Raw genomic sequence first — 13,603 nt, 5'->3', positions numbered from 1 at the left:
AAGCAGACTGTGGCTTCAGTCTGCTTTTATCTATTATTAAGGAGATTTTCAATTTAAGATTGCGGTACAGTCATATCACCAGAATGAATACGACCTGCTTTTTTAAGAGCAATGTAAAGTATATAAGAAACAGCTACTGGAATGACGATATAAGTAATTACCATCGCCGGGAGAACTTCCCATCCTTGGCTGGAAATTAAATTAATTGGTGCGATAAGAGAACTTAATCCAAGACCTGCAATTTCCTTTCCTGCTTCCAGTTGGAAAATTAATGCTGATACTGGACCGACTATAGCACTGGCGACGACAGTTGGGACGAGAATCATTGGATTTTTAGTGATATTTGGCAATTGTACTTTCGGAGTACAAAGTGCTTGAGCTAATATGCCACCTAAATTGTTTTCTTTCGCTGAGATGACAGAGAATCCGATAAACTGAGCAACGCAGCCGGCAAGAGCAGCACCACCTGCAACACCGTCTAAGCTAAGTGCAATTGCTAACGCAGCTGATGAAGCTGGAGAGATAAGTAATAGTCCCCAAACTACTGCAATGACGATAGAAGCGATGAATGGGCTACCAGCTGAGCTATCTTTAATAAACGCTCCAACTGCATTTAAAACAGGAGTAATATTATGAGATAACCAAATGCCTACTAAACCAGAACCTAATATGGCCGCAAATGGAACGAGCATCATATCTAACGCAGTTTTTCCACTTAAACGTTTACCAATATATACAGCTAAAGTTGCTGTTAATAATGCACCGATTGGCTCACCTGTTTTAATAATTAGACCAGCTTCAGTAATTGAAATGGATCCGGCACCAATCGCTCCGGCTACCATCGCCGAGAAGATTACAAGACCGTTTGCACCGAGCATAAAAGCAATGCCGGCACCAATTGCCGGTGCCATTAGTGATTTTGCAACAACTCCGATTGTAATAAGTAATGGTATATCAACAATTCTTCCTATATTTTCGATCAGTAAACCAATTCCGAGGGATACGAAAATACCTTGTGCGATTCCAGCAGATGCTTTAAATACACGAGACATTATATATTCCTTCATTTGTTTCACCTTCTCCTATAAGTTAGTAACCAATTGTTTTCATATAATCACGTAAAATATCGTTTGATTTTGCGAATCGAGATTCTTCATCCTCTGTTAAATTGAGTTCTACAACTTCTCTTATACCGTCTCTAGTAATAATAGCTGGTACTCCTGTACAAATATCATATTCACCGTACTCACCATCTAAAATGGCTGATACAGCAATGACACGGTGATCATCATTAAAGATTGAACTCGCAATATATGCTAGAGAATTTCCAATCCCGTAATAAGTAGTTCCTTTACGTTTATAAATTTCCCAGCCAGCTTTTGCAGTCTTCTCAACAATTTCATCTAAATCTATTTCACCAAATCGTTCTTTTTGTTCTTCTAAAATTTGCAGAATTGGCTTTCCACCAACAGTTACATGAGACCAAGCAACCATTTGAGAATCACCATGTTCTCCTAATGAATACCCATGAATACTACGAGGATCTACATGTAGCATTTCAGATAAAATTGTTCTTAAGCGAGAAGAATCTAGTGATGTACCAGTACCGATTACGCGATTTCTAGGTAATCCAGATAATTTCCACACTTGATATGTAATAATATCAACTGGGTTCGATGCAAGTAAGAAAATACCATCAAATCCACTTGCCATTACACCACCAACAACACTTTCCATAATCTTCGCACTCGCTCCTAAAGTATCTAAGCGACTTTGTCCAGGTTTTGGTGCTGGCCCTGCTGTAATAATAACAATGTCCATATCTTTGCAGTCTTCATAGCTTCCTGCATATACTTTTGTTCTTGTATTTGTAAAGTTAATGCAATGTGATAAATCCATTGCTTCCCCAACTGCACGTTCATGATTTATATCAATTAATAATAGCTCTTCGCAAATACCTTGATTCACAATAGAATACGCACAACTTGATCCAACTAATCCAGTACCGATAATTGCAATTTTTCTTGTATGTCTTTTCATAGCAATCTCTCCTAATTGATCATATAATCTATTTCTTTTGTTCTTTACAATCCTAATTATAGAGGTTCTCACGATAGAAACCATGGATACTTTGTGAAATATTGAACAAAGTTTTTGTCCTTTTTGTGAATTGTTATATTCCATTTTCGTCATATTTGTTACAACTGGAAAAATATTTATTATGTATTTATTGACATATACAAAAAGAAAACGAGCGAATAAATTCGCTCGTCTTCTTTTTCCTGTTATTCCGCACTTAATTGACTTTTTAATTGCTGTACAATCATTGGATTAGCAGGTGCTGCCGGTTTGTAATAACTCTTTTGCTTTGCATACTCATACATATTACGTTGGCGCGCCTCGTCTTGATTACGAATTTGAATTAACGTTTGATGTAACTGTTCATTATCAGACTGAGCAATATAATTTGCATAGCTTGTTAAACTTGCATTTAATCCTGCTAAATAATCATTTACCATATCTTTTTCATTCATTTTCCGCTTCCTCCTATCCTAGGAAAGTCATTAATTGCTGTTTCGTATTTCGTGCATCTTGCGCATCTTTTTGTAGCATTTGTTTCAGTTGTGGATCTGTACACGTCTGTGCATACTGCTCCAACTTGTTAATAATTGTTGCGTGTCCACCAATTAAATGACGTAAATTTTCTACTTCAAGCTCTGTTAAGTTTTGCATATAACATACCCGCCTTTCTTTGTTCATTCATCATTAGTATTTGGTTCTTTTTGGATTGTATTCATCAACTTTTCCCACATATAAACAAAATAAAAGATGAATAGCTAGGCCATTCATCTTTTATGCTAAATATTCATTCAATTTTATAAAGAAACAATCATACTTATACTCACAAGTAGGTTCCATACAATATGTAAAATGATGCTAGGTAAAATAGATTGTGTTTTCTTATATAACATAGCAAATACAATCCCCATAATCATTGCCGTAACTGGAAAACCACCATGAAGAATCCCAAAGATAAAGGAAGAAATAATGATACCAATTAGAAAACTATATTTCTTTTCAAAAAATCGATACAAAATACCTCTATATAAAATTTCTTCTTTAATTGGTGTAATTATAGCAACACTTAACACATATATAATACTTTGTAGACTATTTTGAAGTCCTAAGCTCCCTAATTGATCTCGTTGCTGCTCTGCACTTTCAAAGCTAAACAACTCTAACATTACATACTGAGTTAATGCAATGATGATAAAACCTATTAATAAATACAAGTAGGTTTTCCCATTTTTTAAAATAGATACATCCCATATGTTCTTAATAAAATGAAGCACTGGTTTATACGCAAATAAAACAATAGTAACAACAGCTGCATCAAATAGAAGTAAATAATAGCCCTCTAAATTAGCACGTAATACCTCTTCTCCAAAAATTCCAAGGGCTAAAGCAAGGAATAATCCCCCTAAGAGTGAGAACCCTAGAATGCTTGCAATCGTTACAACTAGATTTTTATATGTTATGTTATCTACTTCTCTTTCTGCATTATACGCGTCTAATACTGTTTTTCTCATACTATTCCTCCATTTGTTTTCATTACCTTAACAAAAACCTTTTAATACAAATATATAGATAATATAACAAATTTTTCAAAAAGAATAATATGCAATTTTACATATCATGAAAGCTTTGTATTATATAGTTTTTGGAATTAGATTACTATAGAATAATTATTAGATGAAATTCCAAAAATTTCTTATCTATCCACCATAACCCTCGCATCATATAAATTTTATTAGTTAAAGGAGCAATGAACATGAAAACACATGACTTCCTTACAGAAATCCAGAAGGGCTCTGAGCCTAGTCCATATCAAGATCCTACCGTATTCAGTTTCGTTTGCTTTTTCTTAGCCATATACACATTTTTCAAACCTGCTAAATAATATCATGTAATGAGAAAAAGCCTACCGCTCTTTTCGAATTATATGCACTAAAAAACCTTAGAATCACTTCTAAGGTTTTTGTTTGCCTCGCTTCTTATTCACGTAACCCTTTAATAAACGTTTCCAACAATACATGTAAACTTATATCTAAATCTAACGGCAAACCAAATCCGCCCTGTTGTTCAATCGAAGCAAATCCATGACAAATACTTCTAAATCCGCGTGTCGCATGAAGTGCATTCTCTCCTTCTAAGCCATACTGTTGTAAAACTCGAAGACAAAGCTTTACAATTCCGTCACCTGCTTTTCTTACTTCTTCATCTCGTAAAAAAGTTGCTTCATATAGTCCAGGATGTTTTCGGACAAATGCTACATATGCTTCTCCTAATGCATGAATTGCTTCATCCATACGTTTATCCTCGGCTGCTTCTTCCAGTTTGTTATGCAGCTGTTTTATTCCGTAAATACCAAGATGTTTCCGTACATCTTGTAACCCTTTTACATGATTATATAGTGAGGGCGAACGTATCCCTAATCTTTGCGCTAATGAAGCTAACGTTACTTCTTGTATTCCATTTGTATCTGCAATTTCTGCAGCTGTTTCTACAATTTTCTGTAATGTAAGTCCGATTCTCGGTGACATAAATTAACCCTCTTTCTTACTTTCTATATTCCGCTTCGCTTCCTTAATAGCAAGCTCTATGACAGCCCCTGGATCCTTTATCATTTTTCCGTGCCCTGCTGCAAGCAAGGAAGGCTCATATTCGCTTAGCTTCTGTGCACTTTGTAATGATATTTCTTTGCTCCACGTTGCCATCGCCGGAAACGGAAACCAAAATTTTATTTGTCCCGAAACAGCCATACCTCCTCTTGTTTGGAATGCATCCCCAACAATAAGAGCTTTATTTCTTACATCAAGAAACGACATGGAGCCCGGCGTATGTCCCGGTGTCATAATCGCAAGAAGCGATCCAACTCGGTCGCCATCTTCCAATAAAACATCAGGTACCGTTTTTAATTTTTTAGGTACACCGCCTTTTATCGGTATATTCGGTTCATCCTTTTGTAACGTCGTATCTCCTTCTAACAGCTTTGCGTCCCGCTTAGAAATATAGACTGGAACATGAGGAAGTACTTCCTTTAATGCGTCTAATGCACCAATGTGATCATCATGCGCATGTGTTAATACAATTTTAGTAATTGGTTTTCCTATTTTCTCAGCCGCCTGTAAAATACCTTTTGCGCTATATGGCAAAGCCGCATCAATTAAAGTTAAACCATCTTCTTCCTCTACAAAGTAACAATTTACAGGAAACGCTCTTGGCAAAAATGACAATTGATATAACGTTTTTTCATGTATCATCCTCATAGTCCCATCTCCCTTTTCACGAAAACTAATACCATTAGTTTCATTATACTAATGGTATTAGTTTTATGTCACTAAAAATTTCTTTTTTTCAAAAAAAAGAACAGTAGCCGTATAAACGACTACTGTTCTTTAAAGATATTAAACTGTGTAACGCTCATCTTCTAAAATTTTCGCAGCGATTTCACGTTTCTTCGGAATTACGTTAAGTGGTGTGTGGCGAGTTAATTTACGTAATGATGATAACATCATGCGCAGCATGTCGCCGTTTTCAACTGCGATAAGTGTTTCTTTCGCATCTGCTTCGATTTCGTTAAATGCTTCTTGGCAGAATACTTCAGTGTATAACACTTTTTGTTTATTCTTTTCAAGACCAGTTGTTTTGATTGCTTTTTCTGTACGAAGAACAGCTGATTCCATTGCGTATAGATTGCTTACGATGTCAGCGATATTTACCAGAATTTCTTGCTCTTTATCTAATGCTTTACCGTATTTTTGAGCCGCTAATCCAGCTACCATTAAGCCGATTTTCTTCGCATTAGTTACTAAATACTTTTGAAGTGCTAATGGCTCATCGCCTACTTCTTCTGGCATCATCATCATTAACTCTTCTTGTAATTTTTGTGCTTTTTGAAGAAGTGGTAATTCACCTTTCATCGCTTTACGTAAGAACGTACCTGGTACGATTAGGCGGTTAATTTCGTTCGTTCCTTCGAAAATACGGTTAATACGAGAATCACGGTACATTCTTTCAATCTCGTACTCTGCCATAAATCCGTAACCACCGTGAATTTGAACACCTTCATCTACTGTATAGTCTAATACTTCAGAACCGAATACTTTGTTTAAAGAGCACTCGATTGCATATTCAGCGATAGAAGCTGCTACTGCTTTACCATCTTTTACTTCTTCTTCAGATAATGTGCTCATGCGGCTTTCGAATAAACCTACTGTACGATATACAGAGCTTTCAGCTGCATATGTTTTTGCTGCCATATTCGCAAGTTTCTCTTGAATTAATGGGAAGCGAGCGATTGGTTGTTTGAACTGTTGACGTTGGTTTGCATATTGTGCTGAAATTTCTACTGCACGTTTCGCAGATCCAACTGTACCAACACCTAATTTATAACGACCGATATTTAAAATGTTGAATGCGATAATATGACCTTTACCGATTTCACCAAGTAAGTTTTCTTTCGGTACTAACGCATCTTCTAAAATTAACGTACGAGTTGAAGAACATTTAATACCCATTTTCTTTTCTTCTGGGCTTGTAGATACGCCAGCGTAGTCTTTCTCTACGATAAATGCTGAGAAGTGCTCTCCATCGATTTTTGCATATACAATAAATACGTCAGCGAATGCAGAGTTTGTAATCCACTGTTTTTCACCGTTTAATACGTAATGTGTACCTTCTGCATTTAAACGTGCAGTTGTTTTTGCACCTAATGCGTCAGATCCTGAACCTGGCTCTGTTAATGCGTATGCAGCTAATTTTTCACCAGTTGCAAGTAATGGTAAATACTTTTTCTTTTGCTCTTCGTTACCGAATAATACGATTGGTAAAGATCCGATACCTACGTGAGCACCGTGAGTAATTGCAAAGCCACCAGCGCGAGAGAATTTCTCTGCGATTAACGCTGAGCTTACTTTATCAAGACCAATTCCGCCGTACTCTTCTGGTACGTCAGCGCCTAATAAACCAAGTTCCCCAGCTTCTTTTAAAAGACGAACTGAACGATCAAACTCATGTTGCTCTAAATATTCAAGCTCTGGAAGAACTTCATTTACAATAAAGTCCTCTGTCGTTTTTGCAATCATTTTATGCTCAGATGAAAAATCTTCTGGCGTAAACACTTGATCAATCGTAATCTCATCTACTAAAAAGCTACCGCCTTTAACCGCATTTCCTACTGTTTTTTCCATGAAAATTTCCTCCTTCATATTTTCATGAGCCGCTTCTCTCTTTTTGAAAGAAGCTGGCTCTCCCCTTTTTTATAAACCTTTGTTGCTTCCATTCTTTGCTTTAGCGTCGTCTCGTTCTGAGCGAACCGCTTCCACTTTTTTTATAATCCAGTTCCAGTGGCTAGAACAGTCGGTCGTTTCACCCCTTCCTGTGAGGCAAAAAGCGCCTCTTCGTCAGGGCTTCCAACGCCCTCCTGTTCTAAACGAGCCACCTGCACTTTTTATCTAATCCAGTTCCAGCGGCTAGAATGTTCGGTGGCTTCGCTTCTTCCTGCGAGGCAAAGAACGCCTCTACGTCTGAAGCTCCATCCCCCTCTCATTCTGAGCGAGCCGCTTCCACTTTTTTTAAAGTAATTCAAATACTCCCGCTGCTCCCATTCCGCCGCCGATACACATTGTTACGATACCGAATTGTTCGTTGCGGCGTTTCATTTCGTGAATAAGAGATAGTGTTAGTTTTGCTCCTGTACAGCCAAGTGGATGTCCAAGTGCGATTGCACCACCGTTTACGTTTACTTTTTCTTCATCTAAACCAAGTTCACGAATAACTTGAATTGATTGAGAAGCGAATGCTTCATTTAGTTCAAATAAGCCAATATCAGATAGCTCTAAGCCAGCTAGTTTTAACGCTTTTGGAATTGCAGCGATTGGGCCGATTCCCATTACTTCTGGTGGTACGCCAGCTACTGCAAATGAACGGAATTTCGCAAGTGGCTTCATGCCATCGCTCACTGCTTTTTCGCGATCCATTAATAGTACAGATGCTGCACCGTCACTCATTTGTGAAGAGTTACCAGCTGTTACAGAACCGCGAACGTTAAATGCTGGACGTAATTTACCTAAAATGTCTAGCGTTGTTTCTGCTCTTACACCTTCGTCTTGTGCGAAAGTGATTGTTTCTTCTTGCAGTTTGTTATTTGATCCAACAGTACGTAACGTTACATCTACAGATACTGTTTCATCAGCAAAGTTTCCTGCAGCTAATGCTTTCGCAGCACGTTGATGACTTCTTACTGCAAATGCATCTTGCTCTTCACGAGAAATTCCATATTTCACAGCAACTTGCTCTGCTGTATGTCCCATACCCATATAATATTCTGGAGCCGCTTCTACAAGGCGACTATTCGGACGAACAACGTGTCCCATCATTGGAACTAAACTCATTGATTCTGCTCCGCCTGATAATACAGCTTCAGAGTGACCAAGCATAATACGCTCTGCTCCGTAAGCGATACTTTGTAAACCTGAAGAACAGTAACGGTTAATCGTAATAGCTGGAACATCGTAAGAAAGTCCTGCTAATCCGCCGATATTACGAGCCATATTTAAACCTTGCTCTGCTTCTGGCATCGCACAACCGAAAATTAAATCATCGATTGGTCCTTCATAATTCGCACGCTTTAACGTTTCCTTTACTACTAACGCCCCTAGATCGTCAGGACGAACTGTTTTTAATGAACCCCTCTTTGCTTTTCCAATTGGTGTTCTTGCTCCCGCAACAATGACAGCTTCTCTCATGAACGATATCTCCCCTCGTTATTAGTTACGTAATGGCTTTCCTTTTACAAGCATGTGCTGCATTCTTGCTTGTGATTTCATCTCACTTACTAAGCTAATAAATGCTTCACGTTCTACATCTAATAAATATTGCTCATCAACTTCTGTTCCGTACGGTACTTTTCCGCCCGCAATGACATATGCAAGTTTCTTAGCAATGTGAAGATCGTACTCTGAAATGTAACCAGATAAATGCATTGCTTCCGCACCAAGTGCAAGAGTTGCATATCCTGTTTCCCCAACAACTGGTATCTTTTTGCGGATCGGCGCTTTATAACCAGCTTCATATAAAGCAAGTGCTTTCTGTTTCGCATCGTATAGTAAGTGATCACCATTCACACTAATACCATCTTTATCACCTAAGAAGTTATGAGAAACTGCTTCTTGTCCTGAAGTTGAAACTTTCGCCATTGCGACTGTTTCGAACACTTTATTTGCAACTTTTTGCAGATCAAACTCTACACCGTTTGCCATTTTGTTTAAGTGTTTAATGTATAGCTCTTTATTACCGCCTCCGCCAGGGATTAAGCCAACACCAACTTCTACTAAGCCCATATACGTTTCACTAGAAGCTTGAATGCTCGCTGCTGGTAAGCAAACTTCTGTACCTCCGCCAAGCGTCATACCATATGGTGCTGCTACAACTGGCTTAGAAGAGTACTTAATTTTCGTCATTGCATCTTGGAAGTTTTTCACAACCCACTCAATTTCAAAGTAGTTGTCGTCTTGTGCTTCCATTAAGATCATTGCTAGGTTCGCACCAACGCAGAAGTTCTTCGATTGGTTACCGATAACAAGACCTTTATAATTCTTTTCTACTTCATCAACAGCGTAGTTAATCATTTGCGTAATATCCATACCGATTGCATTGCTCTTCGAATGGAACTCTAAGCAAAGGATGCCGTCGCCTAAATCAATTAAGCTCGCTCCGCTATTTTTCTTTAATACACCATTTTTCGCTTTTAATTGCTTAAGAGAAATTGCTTTTTTATTACGCTCGATTAGTTTATATTCGCCATTATCGTAATAGTAGCTATCGCCGTTATCATGTTTATAGAAAGTAGTGAAACCTTTCTCTAACATTTCTTTCACCCAAGTAGGAACAACTACGCCGTTTTCTTCCATCTTTTGAACAGATTTTTCAACGCCGATTGCATCCCACACTTCAAATGGCCCTTGCTCCCATCCAAAGCCCCACTTCATCGCTTGGTCAATTGCAACGATATCGTCAGCAATTTCTTTATGAAGTTTTGCAGAGTATAAAAGAGTTGGTGTAATGATGTTCCATAATAACTCTCCTGCACGGTCTTTTGCGTATACAAGCGCTTTCAATTTATTCGCTAATCCTTTTTCTTGTTTACTTAACTCTACGGATGTAGCTTTTAATTTTTTACGCGCTTCGTATTCCATCGTTTCAGGATTTAATTCTAAAATTTCTTTTCCTTGTTTTAAGAAGAAGCCTTGACCCGTTTTACTTCCAAGCCATTTTTTCTCCAGCATGTCATGCATGAAAGCTGGTACTTTAAATACATCACGCTCTTCTTCTTGCACATTTTCATATACGTTATTTGCAACGTGTACGAATGTATCTAAACCGACAACATCTAATGTGCGGAACGTTGCGCTCTTCGGACGACCAATAAGTGGGCCTGTTACAGAATCAACTTCCCCAATGCTATAGCCGCGTTTTACCATCTCTTGAAGAGTAACAAGTAAACCGTACGTACCGATGCGGTTTCCAATAAAGTTTGGTGTATCTTTTGCGATAACAACGCCTTTTCCAAGAACGTCTTCGCCAAATAGTTTCATGAAGCTTAATACTTGTGGATCTGTTTCTTTCGTCGGTATTACCTCTAGAAGTTTTAAATATCGTGGTGGGTTAAAAAAGTGTGTGCCTAAGAAGTGTTTCTGGAAGTCGTCTGAACGACCTTCTGCCATTTTTTCAACTGAAATACCTGACGTATTCGAGCTTACGATAGAACCCGGTTTACGAACCGCATCTACTTTTTCAAATAGTTTCTTTTTAATATCTAAGTTTTCAACTACTACTTCAATAATCCAATCTACATCAGCTAGACGCTCAAGGTCATCTTCTAAGTTACCTGCTTCAATCAGTGCTAAATTTCCTTTCACTGTCAGAGGAGCTGGTTTTTGCTTTAATAGTTTTTGCACAGCCGTATTACTAAAACGATTTCTCACACTTTTATGTTCTAATGTAAGTCCCTTCGCTTCTTCTTCTTTCGTAAGCGCAGGTGGTACAATATCAAGCAATAATGTCGGAATACCAATATTAGCTAAGTGTGCCGCAATTCCCGAACCCATTACGCCTGAACCTAGAACAGCAGCCTTTTTAATTTGGAACATCCAATTCTCCCCCTATTCTTGAATGAATGCTCATTCAATTTTTCGACATAAGTCGCAATCAATGAGTGAGCCTCTACTAATAAATATATGATACTGTTTAAATTTTCGCAATATATTTATTGATAAAATTTTCTGAAATAAATATTTTTCTTTTATTTGCCCATGCTATATATGTATTTTCTTCACTAAAATACACTTTCCCTTTTTATAATCTGACGAAACTGGAGGAATATATATGGCAAAACTTAAGAAGAACCCTTCAAAGGCTGGAATTAGTGCAGCTAGTGTAACTGGAAACGCAGGTCCGCATAACCACGGCGTGGAAAAAGGACGTCAAGGTAATAACCAACAATATAAAAAGCATAATATGGGCGAAAAATAACGCTATATTTTTGGGCAGAGAACGTGGCATAATGATTAATGGCTGCTTTTTCTGCCCAATTTATTTGTAACAAATGAGGGAATTATAATGAAACGAACAATAGTTATGATTGTAATGATTGCCACACTATTTACAGGGATGATTTTCTTCTCTTATGCACAAAGGCAACAAGCTGTAAGAGCTGATCAACCTAATATTACTGGGCAATATGGAGTTACAATCGATGCAGACACAGGTGAAGTTTTGTATGGAAAACGCGAAGACGAACGCTCTTATCCGGCTAGTATAGCCAAAATGATGACAGCCCTTCTTTTACTAGAGAATGTAAAAGAGGATGAAGAAATTACAGTTACAGAAAACGCAATTAAAACAGAAAGTCAAAGTAAGAAAATTAAACTTCGTGCTGGGGAAAAGTTAAAACGTGATGAGGCATTAAAACTGATGCTTATCATTAGTGCAGATCCAATAGCTGAATCAATTGCAGAACATATTGCAGGATCAAAAAATGAATTTGTAAAAATGATGAATGCTAGAGCGAAGGAACTCGGTACAAAGCATGCGACTTTCAAGAACGCAAGTGGTGCTGATGCACTTGGAAATAAAGTATCGCCATATGACATTGCTATTATTACGAAAGAAGCATTAAAGTATCCAGTTGTTTTAGAATATATGAATTCAACACGTACAACTCTACATACTTCAGAACGCTCTCCAAACATCGCAAACTACGGACGAGAAGAACTATATGACGATCCATATGCGATTGGAAGTAAAAGCGGTCTATCAGCACTTGGCAAATATACAGTCGTAACAGTGGATGAAAAAGACGGTAAACGCGTCATTAACGTCGTATTATCTTCTACTCGCGCGCAACTATATCCTGATACGAAGAAAATGGCACATTATGCATTTCAGCAATTAAAATAACCAAGGAGTATTTTCTCCTTGGTTATTTTTTAACCATACCTTTTAATACGAACGCAACGTTTGCTGGACGCTCTGCTAGACGGCGCATGAAATATCCATACCAATCGTTTCCATAAGGTACGTAAACACGCATTTTGTAACCTTCTTTTACTAGCTCAAGTTGACGCTCATTACGAATACCATATAACATTTGGAATTCAAATTGATCCCTTGGAATATTATGTTCTTCAGCAAGTTTTTTTGTATATTCAATAATCGCTTCGTCATGTGAAGCAATTGCAGTATAATTTCCATTTAATAAGTGCATTTTAATAATCTTTTTATAATTGTCATCTACATCTTTCTTGTCCGGGAACGCCACTTCTTCAGGTTCTTTATAAGCTCCTTTTACAAGACGTAAATTAGGTTTATAAGCATTTAAATCCTCAATATCTTTTTCTGTACGATATAGGTAAGCTTGAATAACAGTACCAATATTATCGTACTCAGATTTTAACTGTTTAAAGATATCAATTGTCTTTCCGCAGCGTGTATAATCTTCCATATCAATTGTAACGAACACACCATTTTCTTTTGCAGCTTCTAAAATACGGCGCATATTGTTCATTACGATTTCATCAGAGATATCTAATCCCATAGAAGTCATCTTTAAAGAAAGCTGTGAATCAAGACCTTCTCTTCCAATTGCACGGATCGCTTCAATCGATTGGTTAGCCATTTCATTTGCTTCCGCTTCATTATCAACGAATTCACCTAAATAATCGATTGTTACACAAAGACCTTGCTTATTTAATTGTTGAATGGCAGCTGTCGCTAATTCAATCGTCTCCCCTGCGACGAAGCGACCTGCACCAAAGCGTAAACCGTACTTTTTAGCCAGTTTTGTTAGCGCTTTATTTTTAGATAAGAAAAGAAACGAATTTCGCATTAATTGTTCCATGTAATTCACCCCTATGACTGTAATTTATCTGTTTTTTACCCCTCTTCAAAATTATATCATTGTTTAAAATTATTGGATACAAATAATTATTTAGATAATTTATAAAATACTATAAAAACATTTAAAAACCTATATTTCTGC

13 protein-coding genes are annotated in these 13,603 nt (G+C 37.4%); 2 read left to right on the top strand and 11 right to left on the bottom strand.

Going from position 1 to position 13,603, the window contains the following annotated elements; translation table 11 throughout:
• Positions 1 to 53 precede the first annotated feature (53 nt).
• The 10 genes from GBN91_RS24620 to GBN91_RS24575 all read right to left on the bottom strand — a co-directional run bounded on the left by GBN91_RS24620 (position 54) and on the right by GBN91_RS24575 (position 11,213).
• Positions 54 to 1,067: a PTS sugar transporter subunit IIC gene (locus tag GBN91_RS24620; protein WP_000666172.1), complete on the bottom strand. Its 1,014-nt coding sequence runs from the start codon at positions 1,065 to 1,067 to the stop codon at positions 54 to 56.
• Positions 1,068 to 1,089: 22 nt separating this feature from the next.
• Positions 1,090 to 2,040 (bottom strand): L-lactate dehydrogenase, encoded by a 951-nt coding sequence (locus GBN91_RS24615; protein ID WP_000820649.1) that lies wholly within the window; start codon positions 2,038 to 2,040, stop codon positions 1,090 to 1,092.
• Between the two features lie 245 nt (positions 2,041 to 2,285).
• Positions 2,286 to 2,534 carry a spore coat protein gene (locus GBN91_RS24610; protein ID WP_001002981.1) on the bottom strand — a complete coding sequence of 83 codons (249 nt, stop codon included), beginning with the start codon at positions 2,532 to 2,534 and terminating at the stop codon, positions 2,286 to 2,288.
• Positions 2,535 to 2,547: 13 nt separating this feature from the next.
• The gene (locus GBN91_RS24605; protein WP_001180555.1) at positions 2,548 to 2,733 is read right to left on the bottom strand and encodes a hypothetical protein; all 186 of its coding nucleotides are present in this window, start codon (positions 2,731 to 2,733) and stop codon (positions 2,548 to 2,550) included.
• Between the two features lie 143 nt (positions 2,734 to 2,876).
• Positions 2,877 to 3,590: a CPBP family intramembrane glutamic endopeptidase gene (locus GBN91_RS24600; RefSeq protein ID WP_149150014.1), complete on the bottom strand. Its 714-nt coding sequence runs from the start codon at positions 3,588 to 3,590 to the stop codon at positions 2,877 to 2,879.
• Between the two features lie 465 nt (positions 3,591 to 4,055).
• Complete coding sequence (locus GBN91_RS24595; protein WP_000074934.1) at positions 4,056 to 4,604, bottom strand: TetR/AcrR family transcriptional regulator; 549 nt, start codon at positions 4,602 to 4,604, stop codon at positions 4,056 to 4,058.
• A 3-nt stretch (positions 4,605 to 4,607) separates the two neighbouring features.
• Complete coding sequence (locus GBN91_RS24590) at positions 4,608 to 5,330, bottom strand: MBL fold metallo-hydrolase (RefSeq protein WP_001242322.1); 723 nt, start codon at positions 5,328 to 5,330, stop codon at positions 4,608 to 4,610.
• A 138-nt stretch (positions 5,331 to 5,468) separates the two neighbouring features.
• A complete protein-coding gene (locus tag GBN91_RS24585) occupies positions 5,469 to 7,253 on the bottom strand; it encodes an acyl-CoA dehydrogenase family protein (protein ID WP_000416282.1) in 1,785 nt (594 codons plus the stop codon).
• 384 nt (positions 7,254 to 7,637) lie between these two features.
• A complete protein-coding gene (locus tag GBN91_RS24580) occupies positions 7,638 to 8,810 on the bottom strand; it encodes an acetyl-CoA C-acetyltransferase (protein ID WP_001206345.1) in 1,173 nt (390 codons plus the stop codon).
• Between the two features lie 21 nt (positions 8,811 to 8,831).
• Positions 8,832 to 11,213 carry a 3-hydroxyacyl-CoA dehydrogenase/enoyl-CoA hydratase family protein gene (locus tag GBN91_RS24575; protein ID WP_152122570.1) on the bottom strand — a complete coding sequence of 794 codons (2,382 nt, stop codon included), beginning with the start codon at positions 11,211 to 11,213 and terminating at the stop codon, positions 8,832 to 8,834.
• Positions 11,214 to 11,448: 235 nt separating this feature from the next.
• Between GBN91_RS24575 and GBN91_RS24570 the strand changes: the two genes are divergently transcribed.
• Together GBN91_RS24570 and GBN91_RS24565 are read left to right on the top strand one after the other, a co-directional pair.
• On the top strand, positions 11,449 to 11,595 hold the full coding sequence (locus GBN91_RS24570; RefSeq protein WP_001096344.1) for a YuzL family protein: 147 nt from the start codon (positions 11,449 to 11,451) through the stop codon (positions 11,593 to 11,595).
• 87 nt (positions 11,596 to 11,682) lie between these two features.
• Positions 11,683 to 12,522, top strand: a complete 840-nt coding sequence (locus tag GBN91_RS24565; protein WP_152122568.1) for a D-alanyl-D-alanine carboxypeptidase family protein — start codon at positions 11,683 to 11,685, stop codon at positions 12,520 to 12,522.
• Positions 12,523 to 12,544: 22 nt separating this feature from the next.
• On the opposite strand, the gene GBN91_RS24560 is transcribed toward GBN91_RS24565, so the two are convergent.
• On the bottom strand, positions 12,545 to 13,462 hold the full coding sequence (locus GBN91_RS24560) for a proline dehydrogenase family protein (protein ID WP_000436783.1): 918 nt from the start codon (positions 13,460 to 13,462) through the stop codon (positions 12,545 to 12,547).
• Positions 13,463 to 13,603 lie beyond the last annotated feature (141 nt).

The organism is Bacillus sp. B1-WWTP-T-0.5-Post-4, assembly GCF_009183795.1.
GTDB classification, from domain to species: domain Bacteria; phylum Bacillota; class Bacilli; order Bacillales; family Bacillaceae_G; genus Bacillus_A; species Bacillus_A cereus.
This window is presented reverse-complemented; position numbering and strand designations above follow the sequence as displayed.

Excerpts from the sequence above, each read along its gene's own strand:
- GBN91_RS24605 (WP_001180555.1), bottom strand. The coding sequence starts at position 2,733 with ATGCAAAACTTAACAGAGCTTGAAGTAGAAAATTTACGTCATTTAATT.
- GBN91_RS24615 (WP_000820649.1), bottom strand. The coding sequence starts at position 2,040 with ATGAAAAGACATACAAGAAAAATTGCAATTATCGGTACTGGATTAGTT.
- GBN91_RS24620 (WP_000666172.1), bottom strand. The coding sequence starts at position 1,067 with ATGAAGGAATATATAATGTCTCGTGTATTTAAAGCATCTGCTGGAATC.
- GBN91_RS24560 (WP_000436783.1), bottom strand. The coding sequence starts at position 13,462 with ATGGAACAATTAATGCGAAATTCGTTTCTTTTCTTATCTAAAAATAAA.
- GBN91_RS24585 (WP_000416282.1), bottom strand. The coding sequence starts at position 7,253 with ATGGAAAAAACAGTAGGAAATGCGGTTAAAGGCGGTAGCTTTTTAGTA.
- GBN91_RS24610 (WP_001002981.1), bottom strand. The coding sequence starts at position 2,534 with ATGAATGAAAAAGATATGGTAAATGATTATTTAGCAGGATTAAATGCA.
- GBN91_RS24600 (WP_149150014.1), bottom strand. The coding sequence starts at position 3,590 with ATGAGAAAAACAGTATTAGACGCGTATAATGCAGAAAGAGAAGTAGAT.
- GBN91_RS24595 (WP_000074934.1), bottom strand. The coding sequence starts at position 4,604 with ATGTCACCGAGAATCGGACTTACATTACAGAAAATTGTAGAAACAGCT.
- GBN91_RS24565 (WP_152122568.1), top strand. The coding sequence starts at position 11,683 with ATGAAACGAACAATAGTTATGATTGTAATGATTGCCACACTATTTACA.
- GBN91_RS24575 (WP_152122570.1), bottom strand. The coding sequence starts at position 11,213 with ATGTTCCAAATTAAAAAGGCTGCTGTTCTAGGTTCAGGCGTAATGGGT.
- GBN91_RS24590 (WP_001242322.1), bottom strand. The coding sequence starts at position 5,330 with ATGAGGATGATACATGAAAAAACGTTATATCAATTGTCATTTTTGCCA.
- GBN91_RS24570 (WP_001096344.1), top strand. The coding sequence starts at position 11,449 with ATGGCAAAACTTAAGAAGAACCCTTCAAAGGCTGGAATTAGTGCAGCT.
- GBN91_RS24580 (WP_001206345.1), bottom strand. The coding sequence starts at position 8,810 with ATGAGAGAAGCTGTCATTGTTGCGGGAGCAAGAACACCAATTGGAAAA.